Genomic DNA, 26,836 nt, shown 5'->3' with positions numbered 1-26,836 from the left:
CGCGGGTTTTTTTGTGTCGAGCAAAGAGCTGCTGGAGAATTTAGTCCAGAGTTTTTATCGGAATCTGCATTGCACTCGAGGCAGCAGGCACATCTGGCACTGCAAGCCCCAGATTGTTCTTGTCGAACACCCGGTCTGCCCGGTAGCTTGAGCGCACCATGGGGCCTGAGGGGACTTCCATAAAGCCTTTCTCCAAGCCTATCTCACGGTATTGATTAAACTCTTCTGGGGTTACATAGCGCTCTACAGGCAGGTGGTTCGGGGTCGGGCGCAGGTATTGGCCAAGTGTTAGGATGTCCACGCCAATGTCGCGGAGGTCGTCCATGGTGGCAAGGATTTCTTCGTGGGTTTCGCCTAAGCCTAACATCAAGCTGGTTTTGGTCAGTATGTCGGGCCGATACTGCTTGGCGTGGGCGAGCACACTGAGTGTCTTCTGGTAACCAGCACGCGGGTCACGAACGCGGCGTGTTAAGCGCTCCACGGTTTCCACATTTTGCGCAAAGACCTCAAGACCCGAATCCACCACCTTCTCCACGTGGGCCATAACAGCATCAAAGTCTGGTGTCAGTGCTTCTACAGCAACGTGCGGTGTGCGTTGTTTGATGGCTGAAACGCAGGCCGCGTAATGGGCGGCTCCGCCATCATCCAAATCGTCTCGGTCTACTGAGGTTAGTACGATGTAACGCAAACCCATGAGTTCGACAGATTTGGCAGTGTTCTCGGGCTCGTCTTTGTCTAGCCAGCCATTAGGATTGCCAGTATCAACCGCACAGAAGCGGCAGGCGCGGGTGCATACCGACCCCATCACCATGATTGTTGCCGTGCCAGCTGTCCAGCACTCGCCAATGTTGGGGCAGTGAGATTCCTGACATACGGTGCTCACCCGGTTTTCAGTGACGTTTTTACGCACGGCCTCAAAGCGCTCGCCGCCGGGCATTTTTGCCCTCAGCCATTTGGGCTTGCGCTCAACCGATGCGGGTTCCTGATTTGCCGAGCGCTTTACGCCGTCCTTGATAGCTGAGAAGCCATGCTCATTGCGGAATTTGGAACCACTGGTGACGCGGGGCTTTGCGCTTTCGCTCATTGCAACCGGACTCTCATTAAAGCTGGAGGAGCTTTAGAGAATAATAGGCTGGCGGGGTAGTTACAAGGTAGGTAAGGGCAATCACGAGGTGTAAAGCAGTATACCGGGCACGACTTTAGTCGTACCCGGTTGTGCTTAATCAAGCCTGAGCTTTTTCCAGTGCCTGAGTAATGTCTGCAAGAATGTCATCCACATGTTCAATGCCGATAGACAAACGCACCAGGTCTTCACTTACACCCGCGTTTTCGAGTTCTTCCGCGTTTAACTGGCGATGGGTAGTGGTGGCTGGGTGGCAGGCCAGTGACTTGGCATCGCCAATGTTCACCAAGCGGTAAATCAGGTCTAGAGCATCAATAAACTTGGCCCCTGCTTCGCGGCCGCCTTTGATACCAAAGCTCACTATGCCAGAGGCCTTGCCGCCACAAATCTTGTCGCAAGTAGCTTTGAAGGGGCTGTTAGGCAGTGCCGCATAGTTAACCCATTCCACCGCCGGGTGATCCTGCAGGAAGTTGGCAACTTTTTCGGCATTCTCGCAGTGGCGCTCCATTCGCAGGCCAAGAGTTTCTAGGCCCTGCATAATTAAAAACGAATTGAATGGGGAGAGGGCAGAACCCGTGTTGCGAAGCGGCACAACGCGGCAGCGGCCTATAAAGGCGGCAGCGCCCAGAGCCTCGGTGTAAACCACGCCGTGATAGGAAGGATCCGGCTCGTTCATCATCGGGAATTTTGCGCCGTTGGCTTTCCAGTCGAACTTGCCTGAGTCTACAACGCAACCGGCTACGGTGGTGCCGTGGCCACCAATGTACTTGGTGAGCGAGTGGATCACGATATCTGCGCCGTGCTCGAAAGGGCGGCAGATATAAGGTGTGGCAACGGTGTTATCCACAATCAGTGGTATGCCATGCTTGTGCGCGACTTCGGCCCAGCGTGCAATATCGACTACGTTACCAGCCGGGTTGCCAATGGACTCGCAGAACAGTGCGCGGGTCTGGTCATCGATGGCTTTTTCTATCGCATCAAAATCATCGTGGCGTACCATACGGCACTCAATGCCCTGATTGGGAAGGGAGTGGGCAAATAGGTTGTAGGTTCCACCATAAAGCTGGCTGGTGCTGACAATGTTGTTGCCAACCCGGCAAATGGTTTGCAGAGCATAGGTAATGGCCGACATGCCAGAAGCAACGGCGAGAGCGCCTACGCCACCTTCAAGAGCTGCTATGCGCTCTTCAAGCACAGAATTGGTCGGGTTCATGATGCGGGTATATATGTTGCCCGCAACCTTCAAATTGAATAGGTCTGCACCGTGTTGGGTATCGTCAAACGTGTAGGACGTAGTTTGGTAAATTGGAGTGGTGGCCGCCTTGGTGGTCGGGTCGCCTTTGAAACCGGCGTGGAGAGCAATCGTCTCAAATTTCATAGTAACTTCCTTAAGAGTGCTTGGTCGGCGTTAATTGTTTCGGACGTCAGTATGCCATATAGATTTAATGGGGCTTATAACGGTATGCAATCCTGACATGCCTGAACATAATATGCCCGCCTCACAAGGCTTTCTGCCGAGCTTTGCGCAAAACTATTATCGAGAATAAAGGTCTAAATGATGAATAACTGGGTTTTGTTGGGAATAGCCATAGTGGCAGAAGTAGTAGCCACATCAGCGCTCAAAGCGAGTGAAGGGTTTACCCGATTGGCGCCCTCGGTGGTTGTTATTCTAGGTTATGCTGCTGCGTTCTATCTTTTGTCATTAGCGTTACGCACCATTCCGGTTGGCATCGCTTACGCGATCTGGGCAGGCTTGGGTATTGTTCTGATGGCTGCTGTGGGCTGGCTGGCATTCGGGCAGAAGTTAGACGCTTGGGGCATGGTTGGTATGGCGCTGATTGTATCTGGAGTTTTTGTGCTGAACATACTGTCCCGAGCTGGGGCTCACTGACCAGAGGATGGCGCCGCATCAGTATCTGGGAAAATTGTGTCGTAGCACCAAGTGAAAACAAAAGCGTACACCAAATAAAACACAGCAAAAGAAACGTCCACCAGAAGCGCTTCCAGCAGCCCAATCTCCATCCACCAGGCAATAATTGGAAGGAAGGCCATTAGAAGACCGAGCTCAAAGCTGAGTGCGTGTAGAAAGCGGAGTTTAATGGATTTTCGGGTTGAGCCTGTCAAGCGCTTCAGGGCGTGATCAAAACCTAAGTTGAAAATGTAATTCCACACAGTGGCCAGCGTGGCGCCTATCAGTCCGAGCACACCTGTTTTTTCAAGAGAGTAGCCGAAGGCAAAGGCAGCGAGGGGAACGGATATGAGTAACCCGATCACTTCAAAGGAAACCGCTTGCCGGATTCTGTCGCCGGTCGTTCTCATAAGGCATCTCCGCAGAAGCAGGGCATTGCGCGCTTTTGTTGCCCAGAAATAAAAAAAGGCCGCGACGTAAATCGCGGCCTTTTTCGAATACTGGTAGCAAGGGGCGGAGTTGAACCGCCGACCCCAGCATTATGAGTGCTGTGCTCTAACCAACTGAGCTACCTTGCCATCGCTTCACCAATGGAAGCGGCGCGTATATTATGTACGGAGCGTGTAAGTGTCAAGGGGTGGCCGAAAAATCGGTTCCCGAAATTGCATCGGGTTTGGCAGCGCGTACGTATTAGGTGCGTTTAAACAATAAGTTGTAGGCTTTTTCGGAGATAGAGAAAACTGCCTGAATATAGCCAATGAAGCAGGGTCTCGGGTGAATCTGCATAATAACGTGTATCATTACGCCATTGTTGGCCGTTCTCATCTCTGAAGTGGAATCTAACTATGCAACCGAAAGAAATAGTGGCGCAGTTCATCGCTGATATTCGCGCCCAGCGTCCGGATGAAGCAAAGAACTTGCTGGCTGTAGAAGATTTTGAGTACGTGGGGCCGAACATGCGTTTCCTCTGTCGTGATGACCTGTTGTCCTACCTGTTCGGAATGGTTGCCATCCAAAAGAGCTTAATTGTTCGCCAGCTCAGTGCAGATGGAGAGCACGTGTTTGCAATACTGGACTATCAAACTCATTTTGAGCCCATTGGGGATGTTCGGCTTGCGGTCTGGTTTCGTGTTCGTGGCGACAAAATTCATACGGTTGAAGCCTTTTACAACGCCGCTGTGGTGGAGAATATGCTGGGGGGCAACCTACCTTCAGCGGTATCCTGAAAACAAGGTGCTTTTTGAAATCCAAGACCCATCGGCTAGATCGCTTTATAAGCCAAAACAGTGCTTTTTCGATGTCAGATACCCGCCTTTTGATTGCGCAAAAACGGATTTTTCTGGATGGGCGCGTGGCGCAATCAATTCAACAAAAAGTGACAGAATTTACCCGCGTTGTATTGGACGGCCAGTGTTTAAATAACAATGCCCCCGTTTATATGGTGCTGAACAAGCCCCAGGGCGTTGTTAGTGCGACTAAAGATCATAAGCATCCCACTGTTTTGAGTCTTATTGAGCACCCCCAGAAGAACCAGCTTCACATTGCTGGCCGCTTGGACTTCAACACAACCGGGTTGATTCTGCTTAGTAACGATGGAGCTTGGTCTCGCAAGATAAGCTTACCTGAGACAAAGCTGGCAAAGACCTATGAGGTGACGCTGGCTAAGCCGGTGGGCGATGAGTATGCGGAGGTGTTTCGCAAGGGAATCTATTTTGCGTATGAAGACATCACAACGCGGCCCGCATGTTTAGAGGTGCTCTCTGACTTCACCGCTAGGCTCACGCTGGTTGAGGGCAAATACCACCAAGTTAAGCGGATGTTCGGTTATTTTCAGAACCAAGTGCTGGCGCTTCACAGGGTTTCTGTCGGGAATATAACCTTGGCGGGCCTTGGCGAGGGAGAAAGTAGGCTGCTTACAGCGGAAGAGCTAAACGGGACACTAGAAACAATAGACCAGCTAGGAAAGGTAGGGCTGCCAAACGCCTGTCTGGCAGCTCTCTAGCCAAAGCGGGAGGCTTAAACGTTAAACCTGAAGTGGATCACGTCGCCATCCTTAACAATGTATTCCTTGCCTTCCAGACGCCACTTGCCAGCTTCCTTGGCGCCAGCTTCGCCGTTGTATTTTACAAAATCGTCGTATGCGATGACCTCGGCCCGGATAAAGCCGCGTTCGAAGTCTGTGTGGATGACTGCAGCGGCTTGCGGGGCTGTTGCGCCGATCTTGACTGTCCACGCTCGCACTTCCTTCACACCTGCGGTGAAATACGTCTGTAGCCCTAGCAGGCTATAGCCTGCGCGGATAACACGGTCGAGGCCTGGCTCTTCCATGCCCATTTCGCCCAGAAACATACTTTTCTCGTCGTCTTCCAGTTCCGAGATTTCCGCTTCAATTTTGTTGCAGATGGGCACTACCACGGCGTTTTCTTCAGCCGCGATCTTGCGTACTGTGTCCAGATGAGGGTTGTTCTCGAAGCCGTCCTCCGCCACATTGGCTATGTACATGGTTGGCTTGATAGTAAGCAGGCACAGTTCGCGGATAAGTAGTAGTTCGTCTTTATCCAGCCCCATGCCGCGCACGGGTTTGCCTTCGTTCAACACTGGCAATAGGCGCTCAAAAATCGCAATCTGGGCTTTGGCTTCTTTGTCACCGCTTTTGGCGATCCGCTGAACACGCTTGATGGCCTTTTCAACCGTATCCATGTCGGCCAGTGCAAGTTCGGTATTGATGATCTCAATGTCCGCTGCGGGGTCGATTTTGTTGGCAACGTGGATAACGTTGGGATCGTCGAAGCAACGAACGACGTGGGCGATGGCTTCAGTCTGGCGGATGTTCGCAAGGAACTGGTTGCCTAAGCCTTCGCCTTTGGATGCGCCAGCTACAAGGCCTGCAATGTCCACAAACTCCATGGTAGTGGGTACAACTCGCTCAGGCTTTACGATCTCTGCGAGTTTGTTGAGGCGTGGGTCTGGCATTGCAACCACGCCTGCGTTCGGTTCGATGGTGCAGAACGGGAAGTTTTCCGCGCCAATGCCTGCTTTGGTCAATGCGTTGAACAGGGTGGATTTGCCGACGTTAGGTAGGCCGACGATGCCGCAGTTAAAACCCATGGAATGCCTCTGCTGGTACGGGGAAATTTGGCCGGATTATACCGGTGTCCGGCTGTGGGTGCGAGTAAGGGTTATCAGGGGTGGATATTGCTCGAAACTACTTTCGGACAGGTTCAGGCGGTGGCTGGCTTTACGCTGTGCAAACGGTTCATGGCAGCAGCAAGATTGCCCGTGGCTGCGTCAGGCAGCACCCGCATGATTTCGTCGAATATCGCACTTAGGTCTTCCGTCTCACGTTTGCCTAGGCGGCCCAACACATAACCGGTTACTTTGCGGCTGTCCCCCGGGTGCCCAATGCCTATGCGCAGCCTCTGGAATTCATTCGTACCAAGGTGAGCGATGGTGTCTCTCAGTCCATTATGTCCGCCATGTCCTCCGCCTTTTTTAAGCTTTGCAGTGCCCGGGGGGAGGTCTAGCTCATCGTGAGCGATCAAAATCTGAGAGGGGGGAATTTTGAAAAAGTCCGCGAGGGCTTTTACAGCAAGGCCGCTGCGGTTCATAAAAGTTGCGGGATTCAGCAGGTGGAGCTCAAGGCCTTGCCACTGGATACGGGCATAGTGCCCGTGGTACTTCTTTTCAGGCCGGAGCGACTGACCCGCATCGCGGGCCAGTGCTTCAACGAAGAGGGCGCCAGCATTATGGCGGGTATTCTCATAGTCGGCACCGGGGTTACCCAGCCCAACCACCATGACAATATCCTGTGCCATCTGCCAACGCCTCCGGAGTAATTACTCCTTGCTTTCGCCTTCTTCGCCGTCTTCGCTTTCTGCATTGTCTTCTGCGTCGTCAGCCTTGACGCCTTTCGGCTTGCTAACAGACACAACGGCCTGATCGTGCTCTACGCCGTGCTGAAGGGCTGGAATACGAACGCCTTCTGGCAGTTTCAGGTCGCTCATGTGCACAACTTGATCCATCTCGATATCGGTCATATCGATTTCGATGAACTCGGGCAAGTTGGCTGGCAGACAAGCTACTTCAACTTCGGTCATCAGACGGAAAGCAACGCCACCAAATGTCTTGATCGCCGGAGCTGTGTCTTCGTTCAGCAGGTGCAATGGAACGTGAACAAAGATTTCCTGGTCTTTCTCAACGCGCTGGAAATCGGCGTGAGTAAGCAGCAGCTTGTACGGGTGACGCTGAAGATCCTTCATGATCACACTTTCTTTCTTGCCATTCAGTTCAATGGTCAGAATGTGAGAGAAGAAGGCTTCGTTTTCCAGAGCTTTTTTCAGCTCATTGTGCCAAATGGAAATCGGAGTAGCTTCTTTGCCAGCACCGTAGATGATGGCTGGAATTTTACGCTCTTCGCGACGCAGGCGGCGGCTCGCACCTCTCCCCTTGTCGTCACGAGGAAATGCTTCAATAACAAAGTCCTGAGACATGGTTTGTACCTCAATCGTCACCTGAACTGCCCGCGACCAGGCGTTGGGACAGGTGATGGTTTCAAAAAGCCGGATTTTCCGGCTGACTAAAAGAGTCGGGAGCCTGATTGGGCTCCCGACTCGGTATCTTTCGAACAGCTTTTATTAACTTGCTGTTTTATTGAGTATTACGGCGCGCCGTCTACTCAGACATTCTCAAACAGGGCGCTGATGGACTCTTCGTTGCTTACGCGGCGAATGGATTCCGCGAGCAACCCAGCCATGCTGAGGGGGCGGATTCTATCACAGTTCCTTGCTTTGTCACCCAGCGGGATGGTGTCGCATACGACAACTTCGTCAATTTCGGACGCGTTAATGTTCTCGATAGCGGGGCCGGAGAGGACAGGGTGGGTGATATAGGCGACCACACGGGTTGCTCCACGCTCTTTCAATGCATTTGCAGCCTTGCACAAAGTGCCAGCGGTATCGACTATGTCATCCACAAGAATGCAGGTTTTGTCCGCAACATCACCGATAATGTGCATTACCTGAGAAACGTTGGCCTTGGGGCGACGCTTGTCAATAATGGCCAAGTCGGCATCATCAAGCAGTTTGGCAATGGCGCGGGCACGTACAACGCCACCAACATCCGGAGAAACCACAACAAAATTCTCGAACCGCTGCTTTTCGATGTCATCAAGCAGAACGGGTGTTGCGTAGATGTTATCTACCGGTACGTCAAAAAAGCCCTGAATCTGGTCGGCGTGCAGGTCTACCGTTAGTACGCGATCGACGCCAATGCTGGAGATCATGTCTGCAACAACTTTTGCGCTGATGGCGACACGGCTGGAGCGCACTCGGCGATCCTGACGTGCATACCCGTAGTAAGGAATAACGGCCGTGATGCGCGATGCAGAGGCGCGGCGCAAAGCGTCGGCCATCATGATCAGTTCCATCAGGTTGTCATTCGTCGGGTAGCAGGTGGGCTGAATAATGAATACATCGTGACCGCGAACGTTTTCGTTGATCTCGACGGTCGTTTCTCCATCGCTGAAGCAGCCTACAGTGGCTTCTCCCATGGGAATGTGGAGTTTCTTGGCGATGGCATGGGCAAGCTCGGGGTTGGCGTTGCCTGAGAAAATCATAAGTTTGGACACGATGGCATCCTTCTCGTTTTCGGAGGTTGAGTCAGAAGAAGCGGGAGAAAGGTGGCTGGGGTGGCAGGATTCGAACCTGCGCATGACGGGATCAAAACCCGTTGCCTTACCACTTGGCGACACCCCAGTATCGTGCTTTTTTGGCATCATTCCAGCTCTGTCAGCTTTTGGTGAAGAGGCGATACGTTCACCCCTTTAGCTACGAACCCGGTGATGCCGGAGGGTTTGCTTTCCCAGATAATCCGGGCTGCGGATTCTGTAGGGAAACGTCCAAAAATGCAAGCCCCGGTTCCGGTTAATCTTGCAGGTCCGAATTGTGTGAGCCAGTCCATGCTCTGTTTGACCTCAGGATATAGTTTTAAAACTACATCTTCACAGTCATTTCGGTACCTCGAGGCGTCTCCCTCAAAAGCGGGCGCTATTGTGATTCTCGCGGTATCCCTTGTCAACCCTTTGGCTGAAAATATCTTTCCGGTGTTGATGTTGCAGGCTGGTTTGAGCACGACAAACCAGTCTTCCGGCGGGAATGCCGGAGTTAGCTTTTCACCGATACCTTCACCGAAAGCCGCGTGGCCGCGCACAAATACCGGTACGTCGGCACCCAGAGACAAACCGATTTCGGCGAGCTCGTCGAGCCCAAGCTTGAGGCCCCAAAGATGGTTCAATCCCAAAAGCGTTGTGGCCGCATTGGAGCTGCCGCCTCCGAGCCCGCCACCCATGGGTAGACGTTTATGAATGCGAATGCTCACACCTGGCAGCTCGCCAGATGTTTTGTTTGCAATGGCTTTGGCGGCCCGGATGATCAAGTTGTCTTCATCGGACACCCCGGGAAGGGAGCTCTCAAGGCGAACTCCGGGCTGCTCCGGGGTTAGGCTCAGCGTAATCTCATCGCCGTAATCCAGAAACTGAAACAGCGTCTGCAGTTCATGGTAACCGTCCGGGCGCCGACCGACGATGTGCAAGAAAAGATTTAACTTGGCTGGAGAGGGGAGAGTGATAGAGCGTGTCACGGATTTAGATCCTGCCAGTTGCTTACAACAACGCGCACCCGTTTTTTCTCTTTCAGTGCTGTGATTCTGGCTGGCAGGGCCGGTGTGTTGCCTTGTAATTCGTGCCAGCGATCATAGCGGATCTCCCAGCCGTCCTGACGGATTATCGCCAATTCGCCCCGGTCGTCAAAGAGTAGCCGGAAGTCACCCGCTGGTGCTGGCAGGCCGCGTATCCACCAGGTTAGGCTTTCAAGTGGCAGTTGCCAGCCCGTCGCTGCTTCCATCAGGGCGTCTGGATCTCCGGATCGGTAAACTTCCCCGTTGGAGAGCGTGAGCTCAATAAACCCCGGAACACCTTTCAGCTTTGTGCTGCCCATCCCCAGAAATGAGGAAGACAAAGCCAAATAGTAGGCCTCGCCCTCTTGTATCCAGTGGTTAATGATCGCAGTGCCACTGTCCGAGGGTTGGCGTACGGCCAGTTTCCCCGACAACTGCCAGTGATCAAACTGCCCGAGCTTAGCGGCGCGGTCCTGCCAATCGGCCGGCGGCTGGTCTGTCATGCCTTCCGGTAATGGCTCTAGCTGGATCGTAGTACAGGCGCTTAACCCCATCATGAGCAGTACAGCAGCCCATCGGCGGATAAACGGTAGCATCACTGTTCACCGGTGACGGTTAGTCGCTCAATGGTTTCCAGAAGCACATCATGGTCGGGATCCTGTTCAAGGCCTTCCTCCCAGATAATTTGCGCTTGCTCTTCAGCACCGTTTACCCACAAGGCCTCTCCATAATGGGCGGCAACCTCTGGGTCGGGGAAGGCGGCCCATGCTCGGGAAAGGTAATCCAGTGCGGGCTGGATCTGCCCTTCCTGAAATAGAACCCACCCCATGCTGTCGAGAATGGCAGGGTTTTCCGGGTCTAATGCTAACGCTTGTTCAATGTAGCTGCGGGCTTCGCTCAAGCGATCCGTGCGAGTAGTGAGTATGTACCCAAGGGCATTCAGTGCAACGGCGTTGTCCGGGTTGTTTTCAACGATCTGTTTGAGGTCTTCTTCGGCTTTAGCCGGTTGGTCCAGATTATCGAACAGCATGGCCCGTGCGTAGCGAATCTGAAGGTTGCCCGGATGGTCTGCAAGGGCACTGGTGGCCGCTTCTAGCGCTTCCTCGCGCAGGTTCTGGTCAAGCAGTAGATTAACTTCAAGTAGCCAGAAGTTCTCGGCTTGATTGGGGTTCGCACTGCGTAGGGAGCGGATGTCTTCCAGTGCTTCATCGAACTTGCCTTCTTTGGTGAGAAGAGCGCTGGCGCGGGCAAGGGATGGGAAGTAGTAAGTGCCCTCATTCACACTTTGGTAATAGCCGATAGCCTGCTCTGTGTTGCCGGCGTCATCCTCAATTCTGCCTAGATAATAGCTGGCTTCGTTAGTGTGGTGACCTTGTTCGGTTAGCTGGGTAAGCTCTTCTTTGGCCAGTTCCAGTTGCTTGTTCTCCAAGGCAACCAGCGCGTGTGAGAGTCGCAAGCCGGGGTTGTCCGGGTAGCGTTGTACTAACCGGTTAAATTCATCTTGAGCAGCCTGCAGTTCCCCTTCACTGATCAACATGCGCCCATACAAGGTGCCCATTTGACGGTTGGCCGGAAATCGGCGTGTATTCACCATCAGGTGTTCAAGCGCTTCCGTTACCTCACCGCTCTGGTAAAGCAGGTCACCCTTCAGGATAATAGCGGGCTGAAAGTTGGGCTGATCATTTAGCAGAGGGTTCAGTCGGCTAAGGGCCGCCTGCGGGTTGCCGGTGATTTTTAACAGCAGAGCGATGCTGTATTCCAGTTCCGGCATGCGGGGGTGGCGTTCGGCCATCTCGGTGTACAGCGCCATCAACTCTTTTTGCTGTTCCGGCGGCAGGTTGGCGGCCATGGCGGCGAGGCTGTCAAAATCTGCATCTTCGCCCTGATCCAGAATCTTTTCCATGTACCCCATGGCAGTTTCAAGCTGATTGCGCTTGACTGCCTGAATTGCAGACACCCTTAAAGCTTGCAGATTGTTCGGGTCTACATCCAACCATAATTCTGCCAATTGCTTCTGGGCGTTGTCGCCATTGAGCGATTGGGCAATGCGCATGGCACGTTCGATAACGTTTTTATCCCGGGATTGTTGGGCGGCTTTCAGGTAATTAACCAGAGTGACGTCGAAACGGCCCCGCTGAGCTGCAATTTCTGCTGCAAGCAGCAGATACAGTGTTTCGGGTTCAAAGTCTGCGTACTCTATGGGGGGAGCGCTGTTGATGTCTTTGGTATCTGAAGCGGTTGTCTCATCGACACCAGACGTTTGCTCGGAATCGGTTAAACTAGCGCAGCCTGTGAGTGCGAGGCCAAACAGACAGGTAACCAAAAGCGGTGCGGATTTGTGCATGCAACTTCCCGTGATTTATTGACTAGCGCCCCCTGAATAGCCCACAACCCATCATTATTTTGAGCTGAGTCGGGCTGCGGTATGCGCCGATTCCCTATAATGGCATAAGCTCTGGTTCTTGCCCAACCTGTCCGCACTTCCCGAAGCTTAAGTGGTTATGGGTGGCAGCTAAGGGCTCTGGCCGCTAAAATGCCTGCACAATGGTGTTTATTTACTCAGTTCATCGGTAGAGGATTGTAGAACCAAGAAATGGCACTGCTAACGCTGGGAATCAATCATCGCACCGCGCCTGTTGAATTAAGGGAGCGTGTCGCGTTTACGCCTGAGCGTATGTCAGAGGCGTTTGCAGAGTTGCGGGCGGCGTCTGGCGCCAGTGAGGCCGCCATTCTTTCTACCTGCAACCGCACTGAGCTCTATTTGGCGGGCGATGACGACTGTGCGCCTCTGGTCTTGCGTTGGCTGGCCGGGTTTCATGATTTGGATGCGGCCGAGCTGGAAGAAGTCCTTTATGTGCACCGGGACGCAGATGCCGTACGCCACGTGATGCGTGTGGCGGCTGGTTTGGACTCCATGGTTTTAGGCGAGCCGCAAATTTTCGGCCAGTTGAAAGACGCTTACGCGCTGGCGCGAGAGCATGGCGGCAGTGGGTCCTTCCTTTCTCGCATGTTTGAGCAAACTTTCTCCGTTGCCAAGCGAGTGCGCACCCAGACTGCCATTGGTGAGAACCCTGTGTCTGTCGCCTATGCCGCCGTGAGCATGGCGCACCGCATTTTTGCAGACATGTCGAAGAACAAGGCGTTGCTGATTGGTGCCGGTAAAACCATCGAGTTGGTTGCCCGACACCTTGCAGAGGCCGGTGTGAAGAACTTTATTGTTGCCAACCGCACGCTTGAGCGGGCTCAGGCGTTAGCAGAATCCCGAGGCGGGAAGGGCATCCTGCTCTCCGAGATACCGGACTATTTGGCCGACGTTGATATCATCATCTCGTCCACGGCCAGCCCTCTGCCTATTCTTGGTAAAGGTGCCGTAGAGCGCTCGTTGAAGAAACGTAAACACCGACCCTTTTTTATGGTCGATATTGCCGTACCCAGGGATATCGAACCGGAAGTTGCCTCTTTGGCGGACGTGTACCTTTATACCGTTGACGACCTGCGCCAAGTCATCGAAGAAAATATCCGGACTCGTGAAGGCGCCGCCCGCGAAGCGGAAAACCTCATCGCCAATGGTGTGCAAGAATTCCTTAGCCAGCTGCGTGCCTTGGATGCGGTTTCCACACTTAAACAGTTTCGACAGCGAGCGGAAGTGCTACGCGATATAGAAACGGAAAAAGCCCTGCGCGCCCTGCGTAATGGTGGCGACCCCGAAACCGCGTTGCGCAGCTTGGCGCGAGGCCTTACAAACAAACTCCTGCACGAGCCATCCATACAGGTTCGCAAGGCCACCACCGAAGGACGCACCGAGGTGACCGAATGGCTAAGAGAATTGCATCAGCTTGACACGTTGGACGCAGACGCGACGACCACCCCGGAAAAAATATGAAACCATCCATTCAGTCCCGCCTCGAGCAACTTGTTGAGCGCTTCGAGGAGGTGAGTGCTTTGCTCAGCGACCCCGCAACCATCGCCAAACAGGATAAATTCCGAGAACTATCCCGGGAGTTTTCCGAAATCGAGCCTGTGGTTCAGTGTTTTCAGGCTTGGAAGCAGTCGCTGGAAGATATTGAAGAGGCCAAAGAGCTGGCGAAAGACGGCGACGCGGACATGCGCGAGATGGCCGCAGAAGAGCTTGAAATTGCCGAGCAAAAAACCGAAGCCTTGGATGAAGAATTGCAGCGTTTGATGCTGCCGAAAGATCCGAACGATGGCAAAAACGTGTTTCTGGAAATTCGCGCGGGAACTGGCGGCGACGAGGCAGCCATTTTTGCAGGTGATCTGTTTCGTATGTACAGCCGGTACGCTGAAGGCAGGCGCTGGCAGATAGAAGTGCTGAGCGAGAACGAAGGCGAACACGGCGGCTACAAGGAAATTATCGCACGGGTAGCCGGAGATGCTGTGTACGGTGCACTAAAGTTCGAGTCTGGCGCGCACCGGGTACAGCGGGTGCCGGAAACCGAATCTCAAGGCCGTATTCACACATCGGCCTGCACCGTTGCCGTTATGCCTGAGGCCGATGAGGCTGAGGCTATCGAGATCAACAAAGCCGACCTGCGTGTGGACACCTTCCGATCCTCGGGCGCGGGCGGCCAGCACGTTAACAAAACCGACTCCGCCATCCGGATTACCCACCTGCCAAGCGGCATTGTGGTGGAGTGTCAGGAAGAGCGTTCGCAGCATAAAAACCGTGCCAAGGCCATGAGCTTTCTGGCATCAAGGCTGCAAAATGTCGAAACTGAGCGACAGCAAAAATCCATGGCAGAAACCCGCAAAAGTCTGGTTGGCAGTGGCGACCGCTCTGAGCGTATCCGCACTTACAACTTCCCTCAGGGCCGGGTAACGGATCATCGCATTAACCTCACGCTGTATAAGCTTGATGATGTGATTGCTGGAGATTTGGATTCCGTGGTTGTGCCGCTTCAGCAAGAGCATCAGGCGGAGCTTCTGGCCACGCTTTCCGATGACGAGTAAGCCCTTACCAACCTGCGAGGCATTGTTAGAACAAGCTGCGCGCCGCATCGCCAGTGACACCTCGCGGCTTGATGCCGAATTGCTTCTCGCCCATATAACCGGCCTTAGCCGTTCTGGCTTTCGGGCATTCCCTGAGCGTGAAGTGGAAGCGCAATTAGCGGCAGAATTCGAAGCATTAGTGGCAAAGCGTATTGAGGGTGTACCGATTGCCTACCTGTTAGGCCAGCAAGAGTTCTGGTCACTTCCGTTTAAAGTCAGCAAAAGTACGCTTATTCCGCGCCCAGGCACCGAGTGCCTTGTGGAGCAGGCGCTAGAATTACCACTGCCGGAGAATGCTCAGGTTGTTGACCTTGGCACCGGCACGGGCGCCATCGCTTTGGCGCTGGCGAGCGAACGGCCCGAGTGGCAAATCACCGCCTGCGACCTCATGGAAGATGCAGTAGCACTGGCACAGGAAAACGCCAGTCAGCTGAAGTTGCCTGTAGAGGTTTTCCACAGCCGATGGTTTGCCGGGTTGCCCGCGGGCCGTTTCGACCTGATTGTGTCGAACCCACCTTATATTGCCTCGGGCGATCGCCATCTTGGTGAAGGCGATGTTCGATTTGAACCCGCCTCTGCACTGGTATCCGGCGCTGATGGTCTGGACGATATCCGTTTTATTGTGAACGAAGCGCCTGAATGGCTAAAGGCTGAAGGCTGGCTGCTTCTTGAGCACGGATTTGATCAAGCAAGCGCAGTGCAAGAACTACTCTCCACCCGAGGGTTTGCTAAGGTGGAAAGCCGGAAAGACTATGGCGGCAACGACCGCATGACTCTGGGCCAATGGCCCCAACAAGGAGACCTCCATGCTCACTGATGAAGAACTCCTGCGCTTTAGCCGACAGATTTTGATGCCTCGTTTTGATATCGCTGGCCAGCAGGCGTTGAAGTCTGCCCGGGTTGTGATTGTCGGCTCTGGCGGGTTGGGTTGCCCGGTTGCGCTTTATTTGGGCTCTGCTGGTGTTGGCCATTTAACGTTGGTAGATGACGATGTTATCGAATTGCCTAATTTGCAGCGGCAAATAGCGTTTGAAACCGCACAAATTGGCGAGTCCAAAGCAGAGACGCTGGCCGCTCGTGTGCGTGGCATCAATCCGGCCATATCTATCTCCGTGGTTAATCGTCGCCTTGATCAGGATGGTTTTGCGCAGGAAGTGGCTGGAGCCAGCTTGGCTTTGGATTGCTCGGATAACTTTGCCACGAGATTTGCTCTTAACCGCGCCTGTGTGGCGGCGGGTGTGCCGCTTATTTCGGGCGCAGCTATACGGGGTGAAGGTCAAATCAGCGTGTATGACAGTAGAAACCCCGAGTCCCCTTGCTATCACTGTTTATACCCAGAGCAGGGCAATGAAGATCTGACCTGTTCCGAAGCTGGGGTGATTGCGCCGCTGGTTGGCATGATTGGCTCGGTTCAGGCGATGGAGGCTATTAAAGTGCTTTCCGGGGTAGGCACTCCACTTGTGGGCAGGCTGCTGATTCTGGATGCGTGGGAAATGCAGTGGCGTGAAATGAAGCTTGCAAAAGACCCTGATTGCCCGGTTTGCGGAAAGAAATAAGCTGATATACGCGGGCGGGGAAGCCTCTCCAAAACCGTGCGGAGCCATGGGTGAAGAGCGAGGGCTCTTCACGGGGTGGCCAAGGATGGCTACCCCAGGACTCTCACTGCGACGCAGGAGCAATAAGCAGTGAGAGGCGGAGCCGAGCGTACAGGGACGTATTCACAGCGTGTTTTGGAGAGGCTTCCCCGCCTGCGTAGGCACCCAGTCTGCACCTACTCCTTTAACGCTTTAAATCTGGCGATCGCCTCCTTTCTACTCTCCTTCAAATCAACAATAGGCCTTGGGTATCCACCCGGAATAACACCGCCTTTAGACGGATCGTGAATGCGTTTGTTATCCAGCTTTGCCAACTCAGGCACCCACTTGCGAATGAACTCACCCTTCGGGTCAAAACGCTCACTCTGAGTCACCGGGTTGAATACCCGGAAGTAAGGCGCAGCATCGGTGCCGGTTGACGCGCTCCATTGCCAGCCGCCGTTGTTGGAGGCCAGAAAGCCATCCACCAGTTTTGACATGAAATACGCCTCGCCCAGCCGCCAGTCGATAAACAGGTTTTTGGTCAGGAACATCGCTGTAACCATGCGCAATCGGTTGTGCATCCAGCCGGTTTGGTTGAGCTGGCGCATGGCTGCGTCTACTAAAGGAATGCCTGTGTTGCCGGTTTTCCACGCCTCGAAGTGCGCGCCGGGGTCGTTCCATTGCAGTGCTTCGGTTTCCGGCTTGAAGGCGCGGTGCATGCTCACCCTCGGGCAGTGGTACAACGTATGGATATAGAAATCCCGCCAGGCGATTTCGTTTATCCACGTTAGGAAGCCTTCTTGATTGCCGCCCATACTTTGCGCTTGCCGCGCCGCTATCAAGCACTGGCGGCCGGAGAGTACGCCGTTGGCGAGGTAAGGAGAAAGTTGGCTGGTGCCATCAAGGGCGGGGAAATCTCTTTGTTCCTTGTAGGCGCCGCCCTGTTCGCTGAGAAAGCGTTCAAGCTGTGAATGCGCGGCATCTTCTCCGGTGTCTACCAAAGCAGGCGGGGCATTTTTGAAGCCTTCGGGAATGCTTTGTATGCGTTCCGCTTTAATCGGGTCGCCCTGTGCGTGAGGAACCGAGTAGAGTGTTGGTTGGGCCTCGTCAATCCAGTTGCGCCAGCGTCGGGAGAAAGGAGTGAACACGGAATAGGGCTCGCCCTGACCCGTTAGTATCTCGCCTACCGGCGCGACGGTTTGGTCGCGGTACTTGCGGGTTTTTATGTCCAGTTCGTCAAAGCGATGTTTTACGGCTTTGTCGCGCTTGCGCTCGTTGATGCCATACTCTTCATTAAAGTGCAGTTGGTGAACGCCATGTTCACGGCAATGGTTTTCAAGCGCTGTGAGGCTATCGCTGAAGTGTTCGGCCTCTATAAAAGACAAAGGTATGCCGAGTTTTGCCAATTCTTCGGCCAGTGCGTTTGCGTGGGCAACAACAAACTGCACTCTCGCTGGCGACCAGTCGTGCTCCTGCCATTGTGCCGGTGTGAGGATGAAACAGGCACGAACCTGCGCTCGGCTTCCCGACGGGTCGGATTCTTTGCAAGCAGCGGTAAGGGCGGGGTTGTCGGCGATTCTTAGGTCGTTTCTAAACCAAACCAGTTGTGTCATGAGTAATTCCGTGTCGGTTTCCGGCGTTGAATGTAAGGGTAATTACATCGCACTGTGGCAATAAAATCACATAGTTGGATATTCGCCCGGGGTCACTGATTGGATTATAGTTGTCGCAACTTTACCAGCCGTATTCGTGGGAGATAGACAGCGTTTATGGATACTGAAACCGAAAGCCGGCGTGACGGAGTTTGGGCTCAACCCTATGAGCTAGCCTCTGGTCAAACCCAGCACCACAAACTTGGGCATGTTCGGCTGTGGGTCACTCTTCTGGACCAAGAATGGCAGGTGCGCTCCGAAACCCGGGCACCCGAGACTGACCCCGTGGGTTGGACAGAATCCATAGGCCACCAACTTCCGCACACAAGCGTGTCTTTGCAGCGGTTTATCCGCGAGGGCAAGTCCTCAACGGTAACCTTTGTACCTGCGGTGGCGAATCGTCCAACGGTGATTCGGCCCTATCACCCGCTGACTATTCCCGGCGGCACCCGATGCACCATTTATGTGGGCACGGTGGTTTGGATGAAAGTCTGTGCCGGGCCTAACCAAACCCTCTTAACCGAGGTTCCCTTAGCGGTGCCCTCGCTCACTTGGGTGGGTAGAAATACCATGGAAGGCGAGCTGTGTTATTCATCGTCAAGTTTTGGCCGTTTGGTGCTCGACGCTTTACCCAAGCGTGCATGGCGGGCAACCACTCCGGTTACGATTATTAACCGCAGAACGGAGCCTTTGTTGTTGGAGCGCTTCAGCCTGCCCACACCTTTACTCTCGCTGCACCAGAATGAGCGCGGGCAATTATGGACACCGGGCGTGGTTGTAGAGGTTGCAACAGATATGAATTCTGCGAGCCTGCATGTGGATGAAAGCTTGCTTGTTGCGGCGGGTCCTTGCAAACAAGTGGCACCAGCACGGGAAAAAGCTGCGAGAGGACGCTTGGTGCGGGCTATCGACAGGGTGTTTGGTTAATGCGCATTCTACGGAGTAACCCTTGTGGCTGAAGATCTTAAAACGGGAGCGCTGAATGTGTTTACAGACATAGCTTGGGGGCAGTGGCTCAGTTCCGGCTTTTTGCTGGTGCTTGGCATTGTTCTGGCCTCATTAGCGGCCCGAAGCGTTTCAAAGGTGATGGTAAAACGCAGTTCACGGCACCATACCGTTATGGTTCGGCGGCTGGTGTTCTACATTATCTTTTTACTGTTTGGTGTGGCGGCGCTCAGAGAGGCAGGTTTCTCGCTGGATGTGGTGCTGGGCGCAGCAGGTATTCTTACCGTGGCTATCGGTTTTGCATCGCAAACCTCGGCATCCAATATGATCAGCGGGTTGTTTTTGCTTGTTGAAAAACCCTTTGAAATCGGTGACTTCATTGAAGTAGAAGCCATCATGGGCGAAGTTGTAGGTATCGACATGCTCAGTGTAAAGCTGCGCACCAGAGATAACGTCTACGTTCGCATACCCAATGAAACCTTGATCAAGACGCCGGTTGTTAACCGTTCACGTTTTCCCATTCGCAGAATCGACCTTCAGGTGGGGATTGCCTATGCTGAAGATGCTGAGAAGGTGGAAAAGCTTCTATTGGAACTGGCAGAAAAGAACCCTGCTTGTTTGGAAGAGCCCAAAGCGTTTGTGTTGGTTACAGCGTTTGGCCCTTCTTCGGTAGATTTGCAGTTTTCCTTCTGGGTGCCTAAAGACAAGGTGCTTGAGGGCAAAAGCGGTATGCTCGTTGCCATAAAGAAAACGCTGGATAGGGCAGGCATAGAAATACCCTTTCCACACACCAGCATCTACGCTGGCAGTCATTCCGAGCCCTTCAAAGTGCAGTTGCTGGCGCCGGAAAAATCCACTGAAAAGGAACTGTTGGATGTCGAAAAAGACAGTTGAAGCCCTCAAAACCGTTGAGCCGACACCTGCTGACAACAAAATCAGCCTAGGCTGGAGGGAATGGGTGGCTCTGCCAGAGCTGGATATAAACCGTATTAAAGCCAAGGTGGATACCGGCGCCCGCACCTCCTGTCTGCATACATTTCGCACAGAGCCTTACACGCAGAATGGTGAGCGCCGGGTTAGGTTTTGGGTTCACCCGGTACAGAATGATATGCACCACGTTGTGGAGTGTGATGCTCGCGTTCTTGATGAGCGTGATGTGTCGGATTCTGGTGGGCACAAAGAATTACGGCTGGTGATTGAGACCACTCTGATTGTTGGTGGCGAAAGCTGGCCCATTGAAATGACGCTAACAAACCGGGATACCATGCGATTCCGTATGCTGCTAGGGCGTACCGCAATGGCGGGCCGCACTACGATTTATCCCGAAGCCTCCTATCTCGCCGGTGAACCGGCTTTAAGGCCTGAAAAATGAAAATTGCAGTTCTATCCCGTAACCGGCATTTGTACTCCACCCGCCGCTTGGTGGAAGAGGGGATTAACCGTGGCCATGAAGTGAAGGTAATTGACTGCCTGCACTGTTCCATGAACATCACGTCGGCCAACCCGAAAATTCATTACCACGAAGAAGTTCTTGAGAATTTTGACGTGATTATCCCCCGTATCGGGGCGTCCGTTACCTTCTATGGCACCGCGGTTTTGCGCCAGTTTGAAATGATGGGAACCTTCCCGGTGAACGAGTCTGTTGCCATCACCCGTTCAAGGGACAAGCTACGCTCTCTGCAATTGCTTGCCAGAAAAGGCGTAGGCATGCCCATAACCGGGTTTGCCAACAAGCCGGATAACGTGCCTGAACTGCTGAAGATGGTCGGCGGTGCGCCGGTGGTGATCAAGCTTTTGCAGGGTACTCAGGGGATTGGCGTAGTATTGGCGGAAACCCGCACCGCGGCAGAAAGCGTGATTGAAGCCTTTATGGGGCTCAAGGCAGACATTCTTGTACAGGAATTCATCAAGGAGGCGGGCGGTGCCGATATTCGCTGCTTCGTGATTGGCGATAAAGTTATCGCTGCTATGAAGCGCCAAGGTGCCGAAGGAGAATTTCGGTCCAATTTGCACCGTGGGGGCAGCGCGTCTCTGGTTCGGATTACGCCGGAAGAGCGCAAAACAGCCATTACAGCCGCAAAAGCCATGGGCCTGAATGTGGCCGGTGTGGATTTGTTGCGCTCAAGCCGTGGGCCTTTGGTGATGGAGGTTAACTCCTCACCCGGGCTGGAAGGCATCGAAAACGCTACCGGCAAAAACGTAGCGGGCATGATTGTGAACTGGATTGAAAAAAACCATGCGCCCTGGCGCACCAAAACCAAAGGCAGAGGATAATCGATGGCGCGAGCGCCCTTTGAAATGGCCGGAGTGCAGGTAAAACCCGGCACCCGGCAGACGATAGAAATTCCTATTGCGAAACTGTACACCCATACCCCTTTGCACATTCCCGTGGAAATTGTGCACGGTCGGCGTGATGGCCCGGTACTGATGGTGTGTGGAGCCATACACGGTGATGAAATTGCCGGTGTGGAAATTGTGCGCCGTGTGCTCACCAATTCAGCACTTCGCAACCTGCGCGGTACCTTGATAGCAGTGCCCATCGTGAACATTTTTGGGTTTGTTCACCGCACCCGTTATTTGCCAGACAGGCGAGACCTCAACCGCTGTTTCCCGGGTAGCGAAAGAGGCTCTCTGGGCGGCCGTATTGCTTACCTTCTGCGTACGCAGATTATGGAGCATGTAACCCACATCATCGATTTGCACACGGGCGCCATTCACCGCTTCAACCTGCCGCAGGTGCGGGCTGAACTGAAGAACCCCGAAACTGCGCGAATGGCAGAAGCGTTTGCGGCACCGGTGATTATTGATGCGGGCCTGCGAGAAGGCAGTTTGCGTGCCTATGCCGACTCGTTGGATATCCCCGTTATTACCTACGAAGGCGGCGAAGCCTTGCGCTTTGACGATGTTGTCATCGGCAGTGGGGTAAAAGGTGTGATGCGAGTGATGCGTGAGCTGGAAATGGTTCCGCCACGGAAGGGGCGCTCAACAGTGAAAAAGCGCTCGGAAATTGCAGCCAGCTCCCAATGGGTGAGGGCAGAGATTGATGGCATCATGCGGCCGGTTGCAAAGCTTGGGCAGAAAGTACGCAAAGGTCAGAAGCTGGCCATGGTGGCCGATCCGTTTGGCGAGTCTGAAACGGCGATTGTGTCACCTTGCTCAGGCATTGTTATCTGCGTGAACAACCTGCCGCTGGTTAACGAAGGCGAAGCCATCTACCACATAGCCCGATTTGACGAGCTTAATGAGGCAGAGAAAGCCATGGATTACTTCCGAAGCTCCTTTGAGACGGAAGTCAGTGAAGCAGTTGTGCCCATGCACCCTTGGGATGAGTTGCAGAAATAAACCATAGGAGCCGCCATGATTTGGGATCAGACATTCGTTGACCTGGCACCTCTGGCGCGAGGATTTCATTTGGTAACCAATGAAATCCTCGCGCAGGCGCCGGATATGACCAACTGCGAAGTAGGGCTGTTGCACCTATTTATTCAGCACACCTCAGCCTCACTGGCAGTCAACGAAAACGCAGACCCAGACGTGCGCGGTGACCTTGAACGCCACTTCAACGTGATGGTGCCCGAACGGGCACCACACTATGAGCATGTGATGGAAGGGCCGGATGACATGCCAGCCCATATCAAAAGCATCCTCATAGGCCCGTCACTCACCCTGCCTGTACACCATGGGCAGTTAGCCCTTGGAACCTGGCAGGGTATCTATCTTTGCGAGCACAGAGACAGGGCAGACGGGCGGCGAATTGTGGCGACCTTGCAGGGTAGATGGTGAGCGCGAGCCTTCATTTAGCGAAAGGGCGGTTCATCAAAGCTACGCAGCTTGCGAGAATGCAAGGTGTAACGCTCACTGCGCATCAGCTCCAGAGCGCGGATGCCGATATGCAAATGCTGGGTAACCGCACTCTCGTAAAAAGCACTTGCGGCGCCGGGTAGTTTGATCTCACTATGCAGTGGTTTGTCGCTCACACACAGCAAGGTGCCATAGGGTACGCGAAACCGATACCCCTGCGCGGCGATGGTGCCGCTCTCCATATCGACTGCGATGGCGCGGGCAAGATTAATTTGCGAACGCTCCTGCGCCCAGCGCAGCTCCCAGTTACGGTCATCGTAGGTTAACACCGTGCCGGTGCGCAGTCGGCGCCGAAGCGTGTCGCCCTCGTCGCCGGTAATCTCCGCCGCAGCCTGCTGTAGCACTTGCTGCACCTCGGCCAACGCCGGTAAAGGAATGTTTGGCGGCAGCACCCGATCAAGAATGCCGTCTCGGCGCATATAAGCATGGGCCAGTACATAGTCCCCAATCACCTGAGACTGCCGCAGCCCACCGCAATGGCCAATCATCAGCCAGCAGTGCGGGCGTATTACGGCGAGGTGGTCGGTGATGTTTTTGGCATTGGAAGGCCCCACGCCAATGTTGACCAACGTAACACCCTGGCCCGGCTCCTTTGCTTTCAGGTGATAGGCAGGCATCTGGAACCTGTGCCAGACCACAGAATCTACAAGCGCCTGCATGTCTTCTTCGGGCATACCCCGCTCAATCACCACATTCCCGGGCAATACCATGCTCTGAAAGCGGGAGCTTCCCAATAGCATATCGAGCCCATGGCGGATGAACTGGTCAACATAGCGATGGTAGTTGGTCAGCAATATCCAACGCTGCACGTGTTGCCAGTCACTGCCGGTGTAATGCACCAAACGCCGCAAGGAAAAATCCGTGCGAGAGGCATCGAACAGGGCCAACGGTAGTTCTTCAAGCTCCTGCCAGTCGCGCAGGCCATCGGCTGTGCCATCGTCGGTTGCGGATAGATCGGTGCTGGGGAAAATCCGAGACAGTTCGCTGGCGGTAACGCCCGAAGCGCCCAGCTCATCGCCCTGTTCAACAACATAGGGGTAGGGGATTTTAACCTGACTCCAACCTACCTCCACCAGAACGGTGAAATCCCCCATGATATGCTCCAGCTGGTTTTCCAGATAACGCCGGAAAGCCTCCGGTTGGGTTACCGTAATGGTGTAAACACCCGGCACCTGAAGCCGCGCATAGGCGCGTACACTGCTGGGAACCTCACCCTGAGCCTGATAGGTCAGGCGCAACTCAGGATAACGAAAGGCACACTGGGACTGCTGTGGCAGCTGGCGGTCAGTAAGGTATTGCTTCAGCGCTGCACGCAACGCACCAGTGGCTTGCTCATAAAGTGCCGCAAGACGATCAACCGCCGCTTCCGGGGTGGTTACTTCAATAAAATTATCATCGCTGGATAGTGTCACGGCATGCCTCAGAGTTGTTTTACCGTCAGTGCTGCGCGCTTCTGTCGCGCAAATCTTTAAACGCCATGGCTAACGCTAACAGAACGAACAGCGTAATCGCCAGCAGCCCAATACTCACAGCGGTGTGCCATGAGCTGTAAGGGCGCACGGCGAACACAATGGCCGTGATAACCGCAATGCCCACCGAAGTACCAATACGCTGCCCGGTTTGCATGATGGCCCCGGAACTGCCTGCATAGGCGAGAGGTACTTCAGCCAGGGTGAGGGTTTGGTTGGGGCTGATTACCGAGCCTTGGCCGAGACCAAAAAAAGCCAGAGACAACAGCAGCCACCAGATACTCAGGCCGGCATAGGTGTGCAATAGCACCACTGCGATACTGGACAGCAATCCGAATACCGCAAACATCAGCCCGCCGATGACAACCTTACGTCCGTAATGGTTGACCCGCTTGCCCGCCCAGTTGGACGACCAGGCCGAGAGCAAAGCCGAAGGAATGCCGATCATGCCGGCTTCAAACGCCGAAAAACCCACACCTTGCTGAGCGTACAAGGGGATTAGCACCCAAACACTGGTCATGCCCAGAAAATACAGAAACATGATGACACTGCCATTACGGTAGCTGGACGTGGAAAAAATTTTCAAGTCCACCATGGGGCTGTAGCCCCGCCGTTTATACCAACGCTCCCACAGCACCCAAAGATAAAACAGCAGAAGACCAGCGGGCAGCAGTAGCCAAATCAACCGGGATGAGCGTGACTCAACAAAAGGATAGAGAACCGCCAATACACCCAAACCCACCAGCAGAGCGCCTACCGGGTCGAGCGATCTCAGGCCCTTATTTGCCAGAGATTTGGGCTTGTGTATCAGCGGCCGGGGGAACCAGCGCAGTGCCAGCGCTATGGTTAACAAGCCTATAGGCACGTTGATCAGAAACGTCAGGCGCCAGCCTATCTCGTCGCCACCGAGGTGAATCAGAGTGCCCCCCAGAACAGGCCCGATGGCAACAGAAACACCCACCGTGGTGCCAAAAAAACCAAAAGCGCGACCGCGATCCGGCCCCTGAAAATATTGCTGAATCATGCCAATGCCCTGAGGGTTCAGAAACCCGGACCCGACACCCTGAACAAAACGAGCCGCATTAAGCCAATCCGCATCCGGCGCTAGCCCGGCGGCTACTGAGGCGAGGGTGAATATGGAAACCCCCAAAATGAAAAAGCCGCCACGCCCCATAAGATCCCCGGCACGGCCCGCACTCACCAGCACCACGCCGAAGGTGAGTGCATAACCGGAGAGCACCCATTGGATATCGGATTGGCTGGCGTTTAGCCCTTCCTGAATCGATGCCAAAGCTACATTAATCACACTCACACTCATCAACGACATAAAAATCGCCATGAGTAGCACCATAAGAACGCGCCAGCGCTCGGAGTCGCTGATGGTGTTGGGGGTGGTGTTTGGCTTTGAGGCGGGTTGAGTCATCTAGAAACCATATCCGTCACTAACGCTGTGTGGGTGTCAATGATGATGGTAAGCGTTTAATGCTCAACTGCCCAATGGCGTGAAGAAAATAGATTGGTAACCAAAAGAGGGGCAATGAGCTTCTTGAGCCGCAGAGCGGTATTGTCGCTGATTTTGACGGGCTCTTCAGAACCTCTTATATCGAGCACAAACCAAAGAAGCATCTCTCTCCAAGGAAAGCTGAACGTTTATGCTTGCGCGGAGCGTTCTTTAATATATTCAAATGCGGCGTTCATATCTGGCAAAACCGCAGTAGCTAGAGAGAAATCGTGGTGTTTGGACATGTCTGTGGGTATGGCCAAACATCGAATGCCAGCCGCTGCTGCTGCGCGTAGCCCGTGTTCTGTATCCTCAATCGCTATGCAGTGTTCTGGTTGCAGCGAAAGGTGTTCCAGAGCCAGTAGGTAGCAATCCGGCGCGGGCTTGCTTCTGAGCACATCGTCTCCCGATACAGTGAGGCTAAATAGCGATTCGAACTTATTGGCACGAAGGGTTACACCCAAACCGTGCGCACTTGCGCCGGTCACAACACCGAGCTTTAAACCTAACTCATGAAGCGCAAAGATCGTTTCGGAAGCGCCCTGCATAAGCGGAAAAGACTGCTCCTCCAGATACTGCTTGGTTTGACGTTGCTTCGCCGCTATTAGATTTTCTGCGGTGGACGGAATGCGAAATCGACTGATCAGATCAGAGGCATTGGTTGGGGTTGGAACGCCTGCGTATCGATCCTTGTACTCGTGGTCTGAAAGCTCAACGCCATAATCACGAAGAACCGCATTCCATAGTTTCAGGTGGGTTGGTTCGGAGTTGACTAATGTTCCGTCGTGGTCAAAGAGTACAGCTTGAATGGACATGTTGTGGCGGTTCCTGAGAGGGGGTTGTAATGGAAGTTCAGTGGCGTTTTAGGTACATCGGCGCATCTGGGTGCTGTTCAGGTTGCCCGTAAACGGTTGGATCGGGGTAATACTCTGAGCTGAACTGAACCCGACCGGCTGCTTTCTCTCCTGCAGTGTGCGCAATGAAAGCCAGCATTAAGTCGTCGCCCCTGCAAAAATGCCACTTTCAGAGAGCCAACAACTCACTGGTCTTAGTTGATTCATTCGGCAGCGCCAGAGTTGAACATAAAATAGCCAATATCAGGCGTAAATGCCGCCCATTT

At 53.9% G+C, this 26,836-nt stretch carries 27 protein-coding genes and 2 tRNA genes; 13 read left to right on the top strand and 16 right to left on the bottom strand.

Annotated elements, in window-relative coordinates; translation table 11 throughout:
• Nucleotides 1–40: 40 nt before the first annotated feature.
• Together lipA and FE845_RS17365 are read right to left on the bottom strand one after the other, a co-directional pair.
• The gene (lipA, locus tag FE845_RS17370) at nt 41–1,084 is read right to left on the bottom strand and encodes a lipoyl synthase (protein WP_200367516.1); all 1,044 of its coding nucleotides are present in this window, start codon (nt 1,082–1,084) and stop codon (nt 41–43) included.
• A gap of 139 nt (nt 1,085–1,223) precedes the next feature.
• The gene (locus FE845_RS17365) at nt 1,224–2,501 is read right to left on the bottom strand and encodes an O-acetylhomoserine aminocarboxypropyltransferase/cysteine synthase family protein (RefSeq protein ID WP_200367515.1); all 1,278 of its coding nucleotides are present in this window, start codon (nt 2,499–2,501) and stop codon (nt 1,224–1,226) included.
• Between the two features lie 180 nt (nt 2,502–2,681).
• Here FE845_RS17365 and FE845_RS17360 point away from each other — a divergent pair, with 180 nt between their 5' ends.
• Nucleotides 2,682–3,014, top strand: a complete 333-nt coding sequence (locus FE845_RS17360; RefSeq protein WP_200367767.1) for an SMR family transporter — start codon at nt 2,682–2,684, stop codon at nt 3,012–3,014.
• On the opposite strand, the gene FE845_RS17355 is transcribed toward FE845_RS17360, so the two are convergent.
• Both FE845_RS17355 and FE845_RS17350 read right to left on the bottom strand, forming a co-directional pair.
• Nucleotides 3,008–3,442 (bottom strand): PACE efflux transporter, encoded by a 435-nt coding sequence (locus FE845_RS17355; protein ID WP_200367514.1) that lies wholly within the window; start codon nt 3,440–3,442, stop codon nt 3,008–3,010. The two genes, FE845_RS17360 and FE845_RS17355, sit on opposite strands and share 7 nt — an antisense overlap.
• 91 nt (nt 3,443–3,533) lie before the next feature.
• A tRNA-Met gene (locus tag FE845_RS17350) sits at nt 3,534–3,610 on the bottom strand.
• Nucleotides 3,611–3,877: 267 nt separating this feature from the next.
• Here FE845_RS17350 and FE845_RS17345 point away from each other — a divergent pair.
• Nucleotides 3,878–4,258 carry a nuclear transport factor 2 family protein gene (locus FE845_RS17345; RefSeq protein ID WP_200367513.1) on the top strand — a complete coding sequence of 127 codons (381 nt, stop codon included), beginning with the start codon at nt 3,878–3,880 and terminating at the stop codon, nt 4,256–4,258.
• 71 nt (nt 4,259–4,329) lie between these two features.
• Nucleotides 4,330–5,034 (top strand): pseudouridine synthase, encoded by a 705-nt coding sequence (locus FE845_RS17340; protein WP_227714483.1) that lies wholly within the window; start codon nt 4,330–4,332, stop codon nt 5,032–5,034.
• 14 nt (nt 5,035–5,048) lie between these two features.
• Here FE845_RS17340 and ychF read toward each other — a convergent pair whose 3' ends face one another.
• The 8 genes from ychF to FE845_RS17300 all read right to left on the bottom strand — a co-directional run bounded on the left by ychF (nt 5,049) and on the right by FE845_RS17300 (nt 12,048).
• Nucleotides 5,049–6,140 (bottom strand): redox-regulated ATPase YchF, encoded by a 1,092-nt coding sequence (gene ychF, locus FE845_RS17335; protein ID WP_200367511.1) that lies wholly within the window; start codon nt 6,138–6,140, stop codon nt 5,049–5,051.
• 113 nt (nt 6,141–6,253) lie between these two features.
• Nucleotides 6,254–6,847 carry an aminoacyl-tRNA hydrolase gene (gene pth, locus FE845_RS17330; protein WP_200367509.1) on the bottom strand — a complete coding sequence of 198 codons (594 nt, stop codon included), beginning with the start codon at nt 6,845–6,847 and terminating at the stop codon, nt 6,254–6,256.
• Nucleotides 6,848–6,868: 21 nt separating this feature from the next.
• Entirely contained in the window at nt 6,869–7,522 is a 654-nt protein-coding gene (locus FE845_RS17325) for a 50S ribosomal protein L25/general stress protein Ctc (protein WP_200367507.1), read from the bottom strand.
• 185 nt (nt 7,523–7,707) lie between these two features.
• Nucleotides 7,708–8,658, bottom strand: a complete 951-nt coding sequence (locus FE845_RS17320; protein ID WP_200367505.1) for a ribose-phosphate pyrophosphokinase — start codon at nt 8,656–8,658, stop codon at nt 7,708–7,710.
• Nucleotides 8,659–8,710: 52 nt separating this feature from the next.
• Nucleotides 8,711–8,785: transfer RNA gene (locus FE845_RS17315), tRNA-Gln, on the bottom strand.
• A 19-nt stretch (nt 8,786–8,804) separates the two neighbouring features.
• Entirely contained in the window at nt 8,805–9,668 is an 864-nt protein-coding gene (gene ispE / locus FE845_RS17310) for a 4-(cytidine 5'-diphospho)-2-C-methyl-D-erythritol kinase (protein ID WP_200367502.1), read from the bottom strand.
• Nucleotides 9,665–10,300 (bottom strand): lipoprotein insertase outer membrane protein LolB, encoded by a 636-nt coding sequence (gene lolB / locus FE845_RS17305; protein ID WP_200367500.1) that lies wholly within the window; start codon nt 10,298–10,300, stop codon nt 9,665–9,667. The genes ispE and lolB overlap by 4 nt, the downstream gene beginning before the upstream one ends.
• Complete coding sequence (locus FE845_RS17300) at nt 10,300–12,048, bottom strand: tetratricopeptide repeat protein (RefSeq protein WP_200367498.1); 1,749 nt, start codon at nt 12,046–12,048, stop codon at nt 10,300–10,302. Before FE845_RS17300 ends, lolB begins: the two co-directional genes overlap by 1 nt.
• Nucleotides 12,049–12,297: 249 nt before the next feature.
• Between FE845_RS17300 and hemA the strand changes: the two genes are divergently transcribed.
• Genes hemA through FE845_RS17280 form a run of 4 tightly spaced genes read left to right on the top strand, consistent with a single transcriptional unit; the run spans nt 12,298 to nt 16,267 of the window.
• The gene (gene hemA, locus FE845_RS17295) at nt 12,298–13,587 is read left to right on the top strand and encodes a glutamyl-tRNA reductase (RefSeq protein ID WP_200367496.1); all 1,290 of its coding nucleotides are present in this window, start codon (nt 12,298–12,300) and stop codon (nt 13,585–13,587) included.
• On the top strand, nt 13,584–14,672 hold the full coding sequence (prfA, locus tag FE845_RS17290; protein WP_200367494.1) for a peptide chain release factor 1: 1,089 nt from the start codon (nt 13,584–13,586) through the stop codon (nt 14,670–14,672). Before hemA ends, prfA begins: the two co-directional genes overlap by 4 nt.
• Nucleotides 14,662–15,528 carry a peptide chain release factor N(5)-glutamine methyltransferase gene (gene prmC, locus FE845_RS17285; RefSeq protein ID WP_200367492.1) on the top strand — a complete coding sequence of 289 codons (867 nt, stop codon included), beginning with the start codon at nt 14,662–14,664 and terminating at the stop codon, nt 15,526–15,528. Before prfA ends, prmC begins: the two co-directional genes overlap by 11 nt.
• Complete coding sequence (locus FE845_RS17280) at nt 15,518–16,267, top strand: molybdopterin-synthase adenylyltransferase MoeB (RefSeq protein WP_200367490.1); 750 nt, start codon at nt 15,518–15,520, stop codon at nt 16,265–16,267. Before prmC ends, FE845_RS17280 begins: the two co-directional genes overlap by 11 nt.
• Nucleotides 16,268–16,482: 215 nt before the next feature.
• On the opposite strand, the gene phrB is transcribed toward FE845_RS17280, so the two are convergent.
• Entirely contained in the window at nt 16,483–17,901 is a 1,419-nt protein-coding gene (gene phrB, locus FE845_RS17275) for a deoxyribodipyrimidine photo-lyase (RefSeq protein WP_200367488.1), read from the bottom strand.
• Between the two features lie 156 nt (nt 17,902–18,057).
• Here phrB and FE845_RS17270 point away from each other — a divergent pair, with 156 nt between their 5' ends.
• Genes FE845_RS17270 through FE845_RS17245 form a run of 6 tightly spaced genes read left to right on the top strand, consistent with a single transcriptional unit; the run spans nt 18,058 to nt 22,668 of the window.
• Nucleotides 18,058–18,867 (top strand): hypothetical protein, encoded by an 810-nt coding sequence (locus FE845_RS17270; protein ID WP_200367486.1) that lies wholly within the window; start codon nt 18,058–18,060, stop codon nt 18,865–18,867.
• 24 nt (nt 18,868–18,891) lie between these two features.
• Nucleotides 18,892–19,779 carry a mechanosensitive ion channel family protein gene (locus tag FE845_RS17265; RefSeq protein ID WP_413785092.1) on the top strand — a complete coding sequence of 296 codons (888 nt, stop codon included), beginning with the start codon at nt 18,892–18,894 and terminating at the stop codon, nt 19,777–19,779.
• A complete protein-coding gene (locus tag FE845_RS17260) occupies nt 19,760–20,257 on the top strand; it encodes an ATP-dependent zinc protease (RefSeq protein WP_200367484.1) in 498 nt (165 codons plus the stop codon). The genes FE845_RS17265 and FE845_RS17260 overlap by 20 nt, the downstream gene beginning before the upstream one ends.
• Nucleotides 20,254–21,159, top strand: coding sequence for a 30S ribosomal protein S6--L-glutamate ligase (rimK, locus tag FE845_RS17255; RefSeq protein WP_200367482.1), 906 nt, complete (start codon nt 20,254–20,256; stop codon nt 21,157–21,159). The genes FE845_RS17260 and rimK overlap by 4 nt, the downstream gene beginning before the upstream one ends.
• A 3-nt stretch (nt 21,160–21,162) precedes the next feature.
• Nucleotides 21,163–22,227: a succinylglutamate desuccinylase/aspartoacylase family protein gene (locus FE845_RS17250; protein ID WP_200367480.1), complete on the top strand. Its 1,065-nt coding sequence runs from the start codon at nt 21,163–21,165 to the stop codon at nt 22,225–22,227.
• Between the two features lie 15 nt (nt 22,228–22,242).
• Nucleotides 22,243–22,668 carry a secondary thiamine-phosphate synthase enzyme YjbQ gene (locus FE845_RS17245; RefSeq protein WP_200367478.1) on the top strand — a complete coding sequence of 142 codons (426 nt, stop codon included), beginning with the start codon at nt 22,243–22,245 and terminating at the stop codon, nt 22,666–22,668.
• 14 nt (nt 22,669–22,682) lie between these two features.
• On the opposite strand, the gene amn is transcribed toward FE845_RS17245, so the two are convergent.
• From amn to FE845_RS17230, 3 genes are all read right to left on the bottom strand, one after another.
• Nucleotides 22,683–24,158: an AMP nucleosidase gene (amn, locus tag FE845_RS17240; RefSeq protein WP_200367476.1), complete on the bottom strand. Its 1,476-nt coding sequence runs from the start codon at nt 24,156–24,158 to the stop codon at nt 22,683–22,685.
• 25 nt (nt 24,159–24,183) lie between these two features.
• Nucleotides 24,184–25,638 (bottom strand): MFS transporter, encoded by a 1,455-nt coding sequence (locus FE845_RS17235; protein WP_200367474.1) that lies wholly within the window; start codon nt 25,636–25,638, stop codon nt 24,184–24,186.
• A 227-nt stretch (nt 25,639–25,865) separates the two neighbouring features.
• The gene (locus FE845_RS17230) at nt 25,866–26,531 is read right to left on the bottom strand and encodes an HAD family hydrolase (protein ID WP_200367472.1); all 666 of its coding nucleotides are present in this window, start codon (nt 26,529–26,531) and stop codon (nt 25,866–25,868) included.
• Nucleotides 26,532–26,836 lie beyond the last annotated feature (305 nt).

Origin of the sequence: Marinobacter sp. 1-4A (assembly GCF_016597725.1) — a bacterium.
In the GTDB taxonomy this organism is placed as follows: domain Bacteria; phylum Pseudomonadota; class Gammaproteobacteria; order Pseudomonadales; family Oleiphilaceae; genus Marinobacter.
Note: the sequence above shows the minus strand (reverse complement) of the source record. Positions and strands in the feature narration are given on the sequence as shown.

Excerpts from the sequence above, each read along its gene's own strand:
- lipA (WP_200367516.1), bottom strand. The coding sequence starts at position 1,084 with ATGAGCGAAAGCGCAAAGCCCCGCGTCACCAGTGGTTCCAAATTCCGC.
- FE845_RS17365 (WP_200367515.1), bottom strand. The coding sequence starts at position 2,501 with ATGAAATTTGAGACGATTGCTCTCCACGCCGGTTTCAAAGGCGACCCG.
- FE845_RS17360 (WP_200367767.1), top strand. The coding sequence starts at position 2,682 with ATGAATAACTGGGTTTTGTTGGGAATAGCCATAGTGGCAGAAGTAGTA.
- FE845_RS17355 (WP_200367514.1), bottom strand. The coding sequence starts at position 3,442 with ATGAGAACGACCGGCGACAGAATCCGGCAAGCGGTTTCCTTTGAAGTG.
- FE845_RS17345 (WP_200367513.1), top strand. The coding sequence starts at position 3,878 with ATGCAACCGAAAGAAATAGTGGCGCAGTTCATCGCTGATATTCGCGCC.
- FE845_RS17340 (WP_227714483.1), top strand. The coding sequence starts at position 4,330 with ATGTCAGATACCCGCCTTTTGATTGCGCAAAAACGGATTTTTCTGGAT.
- ychF (WP_200367511.1), bottom strand. The coding sequence starts at position 6,140 with ATGGGTTTTAACTGCGGCATCGTCGGCCTACCTAACGTCGGCAAATCC.
- pth (WP_200367509.1), bottom strand. The coding sequence starts at position 6,847 with ATGGCACAGGATATTGTCATGGTGGTTGGGCTGGGTAACCCCGGTGCC.
- FE845_RS17325 (WP_200367507.1), bottom strand. The coding sequence starts at position 7,522 with ATGTCTCAGGACTTTGTTATTGAAGCATTTCCTCGTGACGACAAGGGG.
- lolB (WP_200367500.1), bottom strand. The coding sequence starts at position 10,300 with ATGCTACCGTTTATCCGCCGATGGGCTGCTGTACTGCTCATGATGGGG.
- FE845_RS17300 (WP_200367498.1), bottom strand. The coding sequence starts at position 12,048 with ATGCACAAATCCGCACCGCTTTTGGTTACCTGTCTGTTTGGCCTCGCA.
- hemA (WP_200367496.1), top strand. The coding sequence starts at position 12,298 with ATGGCACTGCTAACGCTGGGAATCAATCATCGCACCGCGCCTGTTGAA.
- prfA (WP_200367494.1), top strand. The coding sequence starts at position 13,584 with ATGAAACCATCCATTCAGTCCCGCCTCGAGCAACTTGTTGAGCGCTTC.
- prmC (WP_200367492.1), top strand. The coding sequence starts at position 14,662 with ATGACGAGTAAGCCCTTACCAACCTGCGAGGCATTGTTAGAACAAGCT.
- FE845_RS17280 (WP_200367490.1), top strand. The coding sequence starts at position 15,518 with ATGCTCACTGATGAAGAACTCCTGCGCTTTAGCCGACAGATTTTGATG.
- phrB (WP_200367488.1), bottom strand. The coding sequence starts at position 17,901 with ATGACACAACTGGTTTGGTTTAGAAACGACCTAAGAATCGCCGACAAC.
- FE845_RS17270 (WP_200367486.1), top strand. The coding sequence starts at position 18,058 with ATGGATACTGAAACCGAAAGCCGGCGTGACGGAGTTTGGGCTCAACCC.
- FE845_RS17260 (WP_200367484.1), top strand. The coding sequence starts at position 19,760 with ATGTCGAAAAAGACAGTTGAAGCCCTCAAAACCGTTGAGCCGACACCT.
- rimK (WP_200367482.1), top strand. The coding sequence starts at position 20,254 with ATGAAAATTGCAGTTCTATCCCGTAACCGGCATTTGTACTCCACCCGC.
- FE845_RS17250 (WP_200367480.1), top strand. The coding sequence starts at position 21,163 with ATGGCGCGAGCGCCCTTTGAAATGGCCGGAGTGCAGGTAAAACCCGGC.
- FE845_RS17245 (WP_200367478.1), top strand. The coding sequence starts at position 22,243 with ATGATTTGGGATCAGACATTCGTTGACCTGGCACCTCTGGCGCGAGGA.
- FE845_RS17235 (WP_200367474.1), bottom strand. The coding sequence starts at position 25,638 with ATGACTCAACCCGCCTCAAAGCCAAACACCACCCCCAACACCATCAGC.
- FE845_RS17230 (WP_200367472.1), bottom strand. The coding sequence starts at position 26,531 with ATGTCCATTCAAGCTGTACTCTTTGACCACGACGGAACATTAGTCAAC.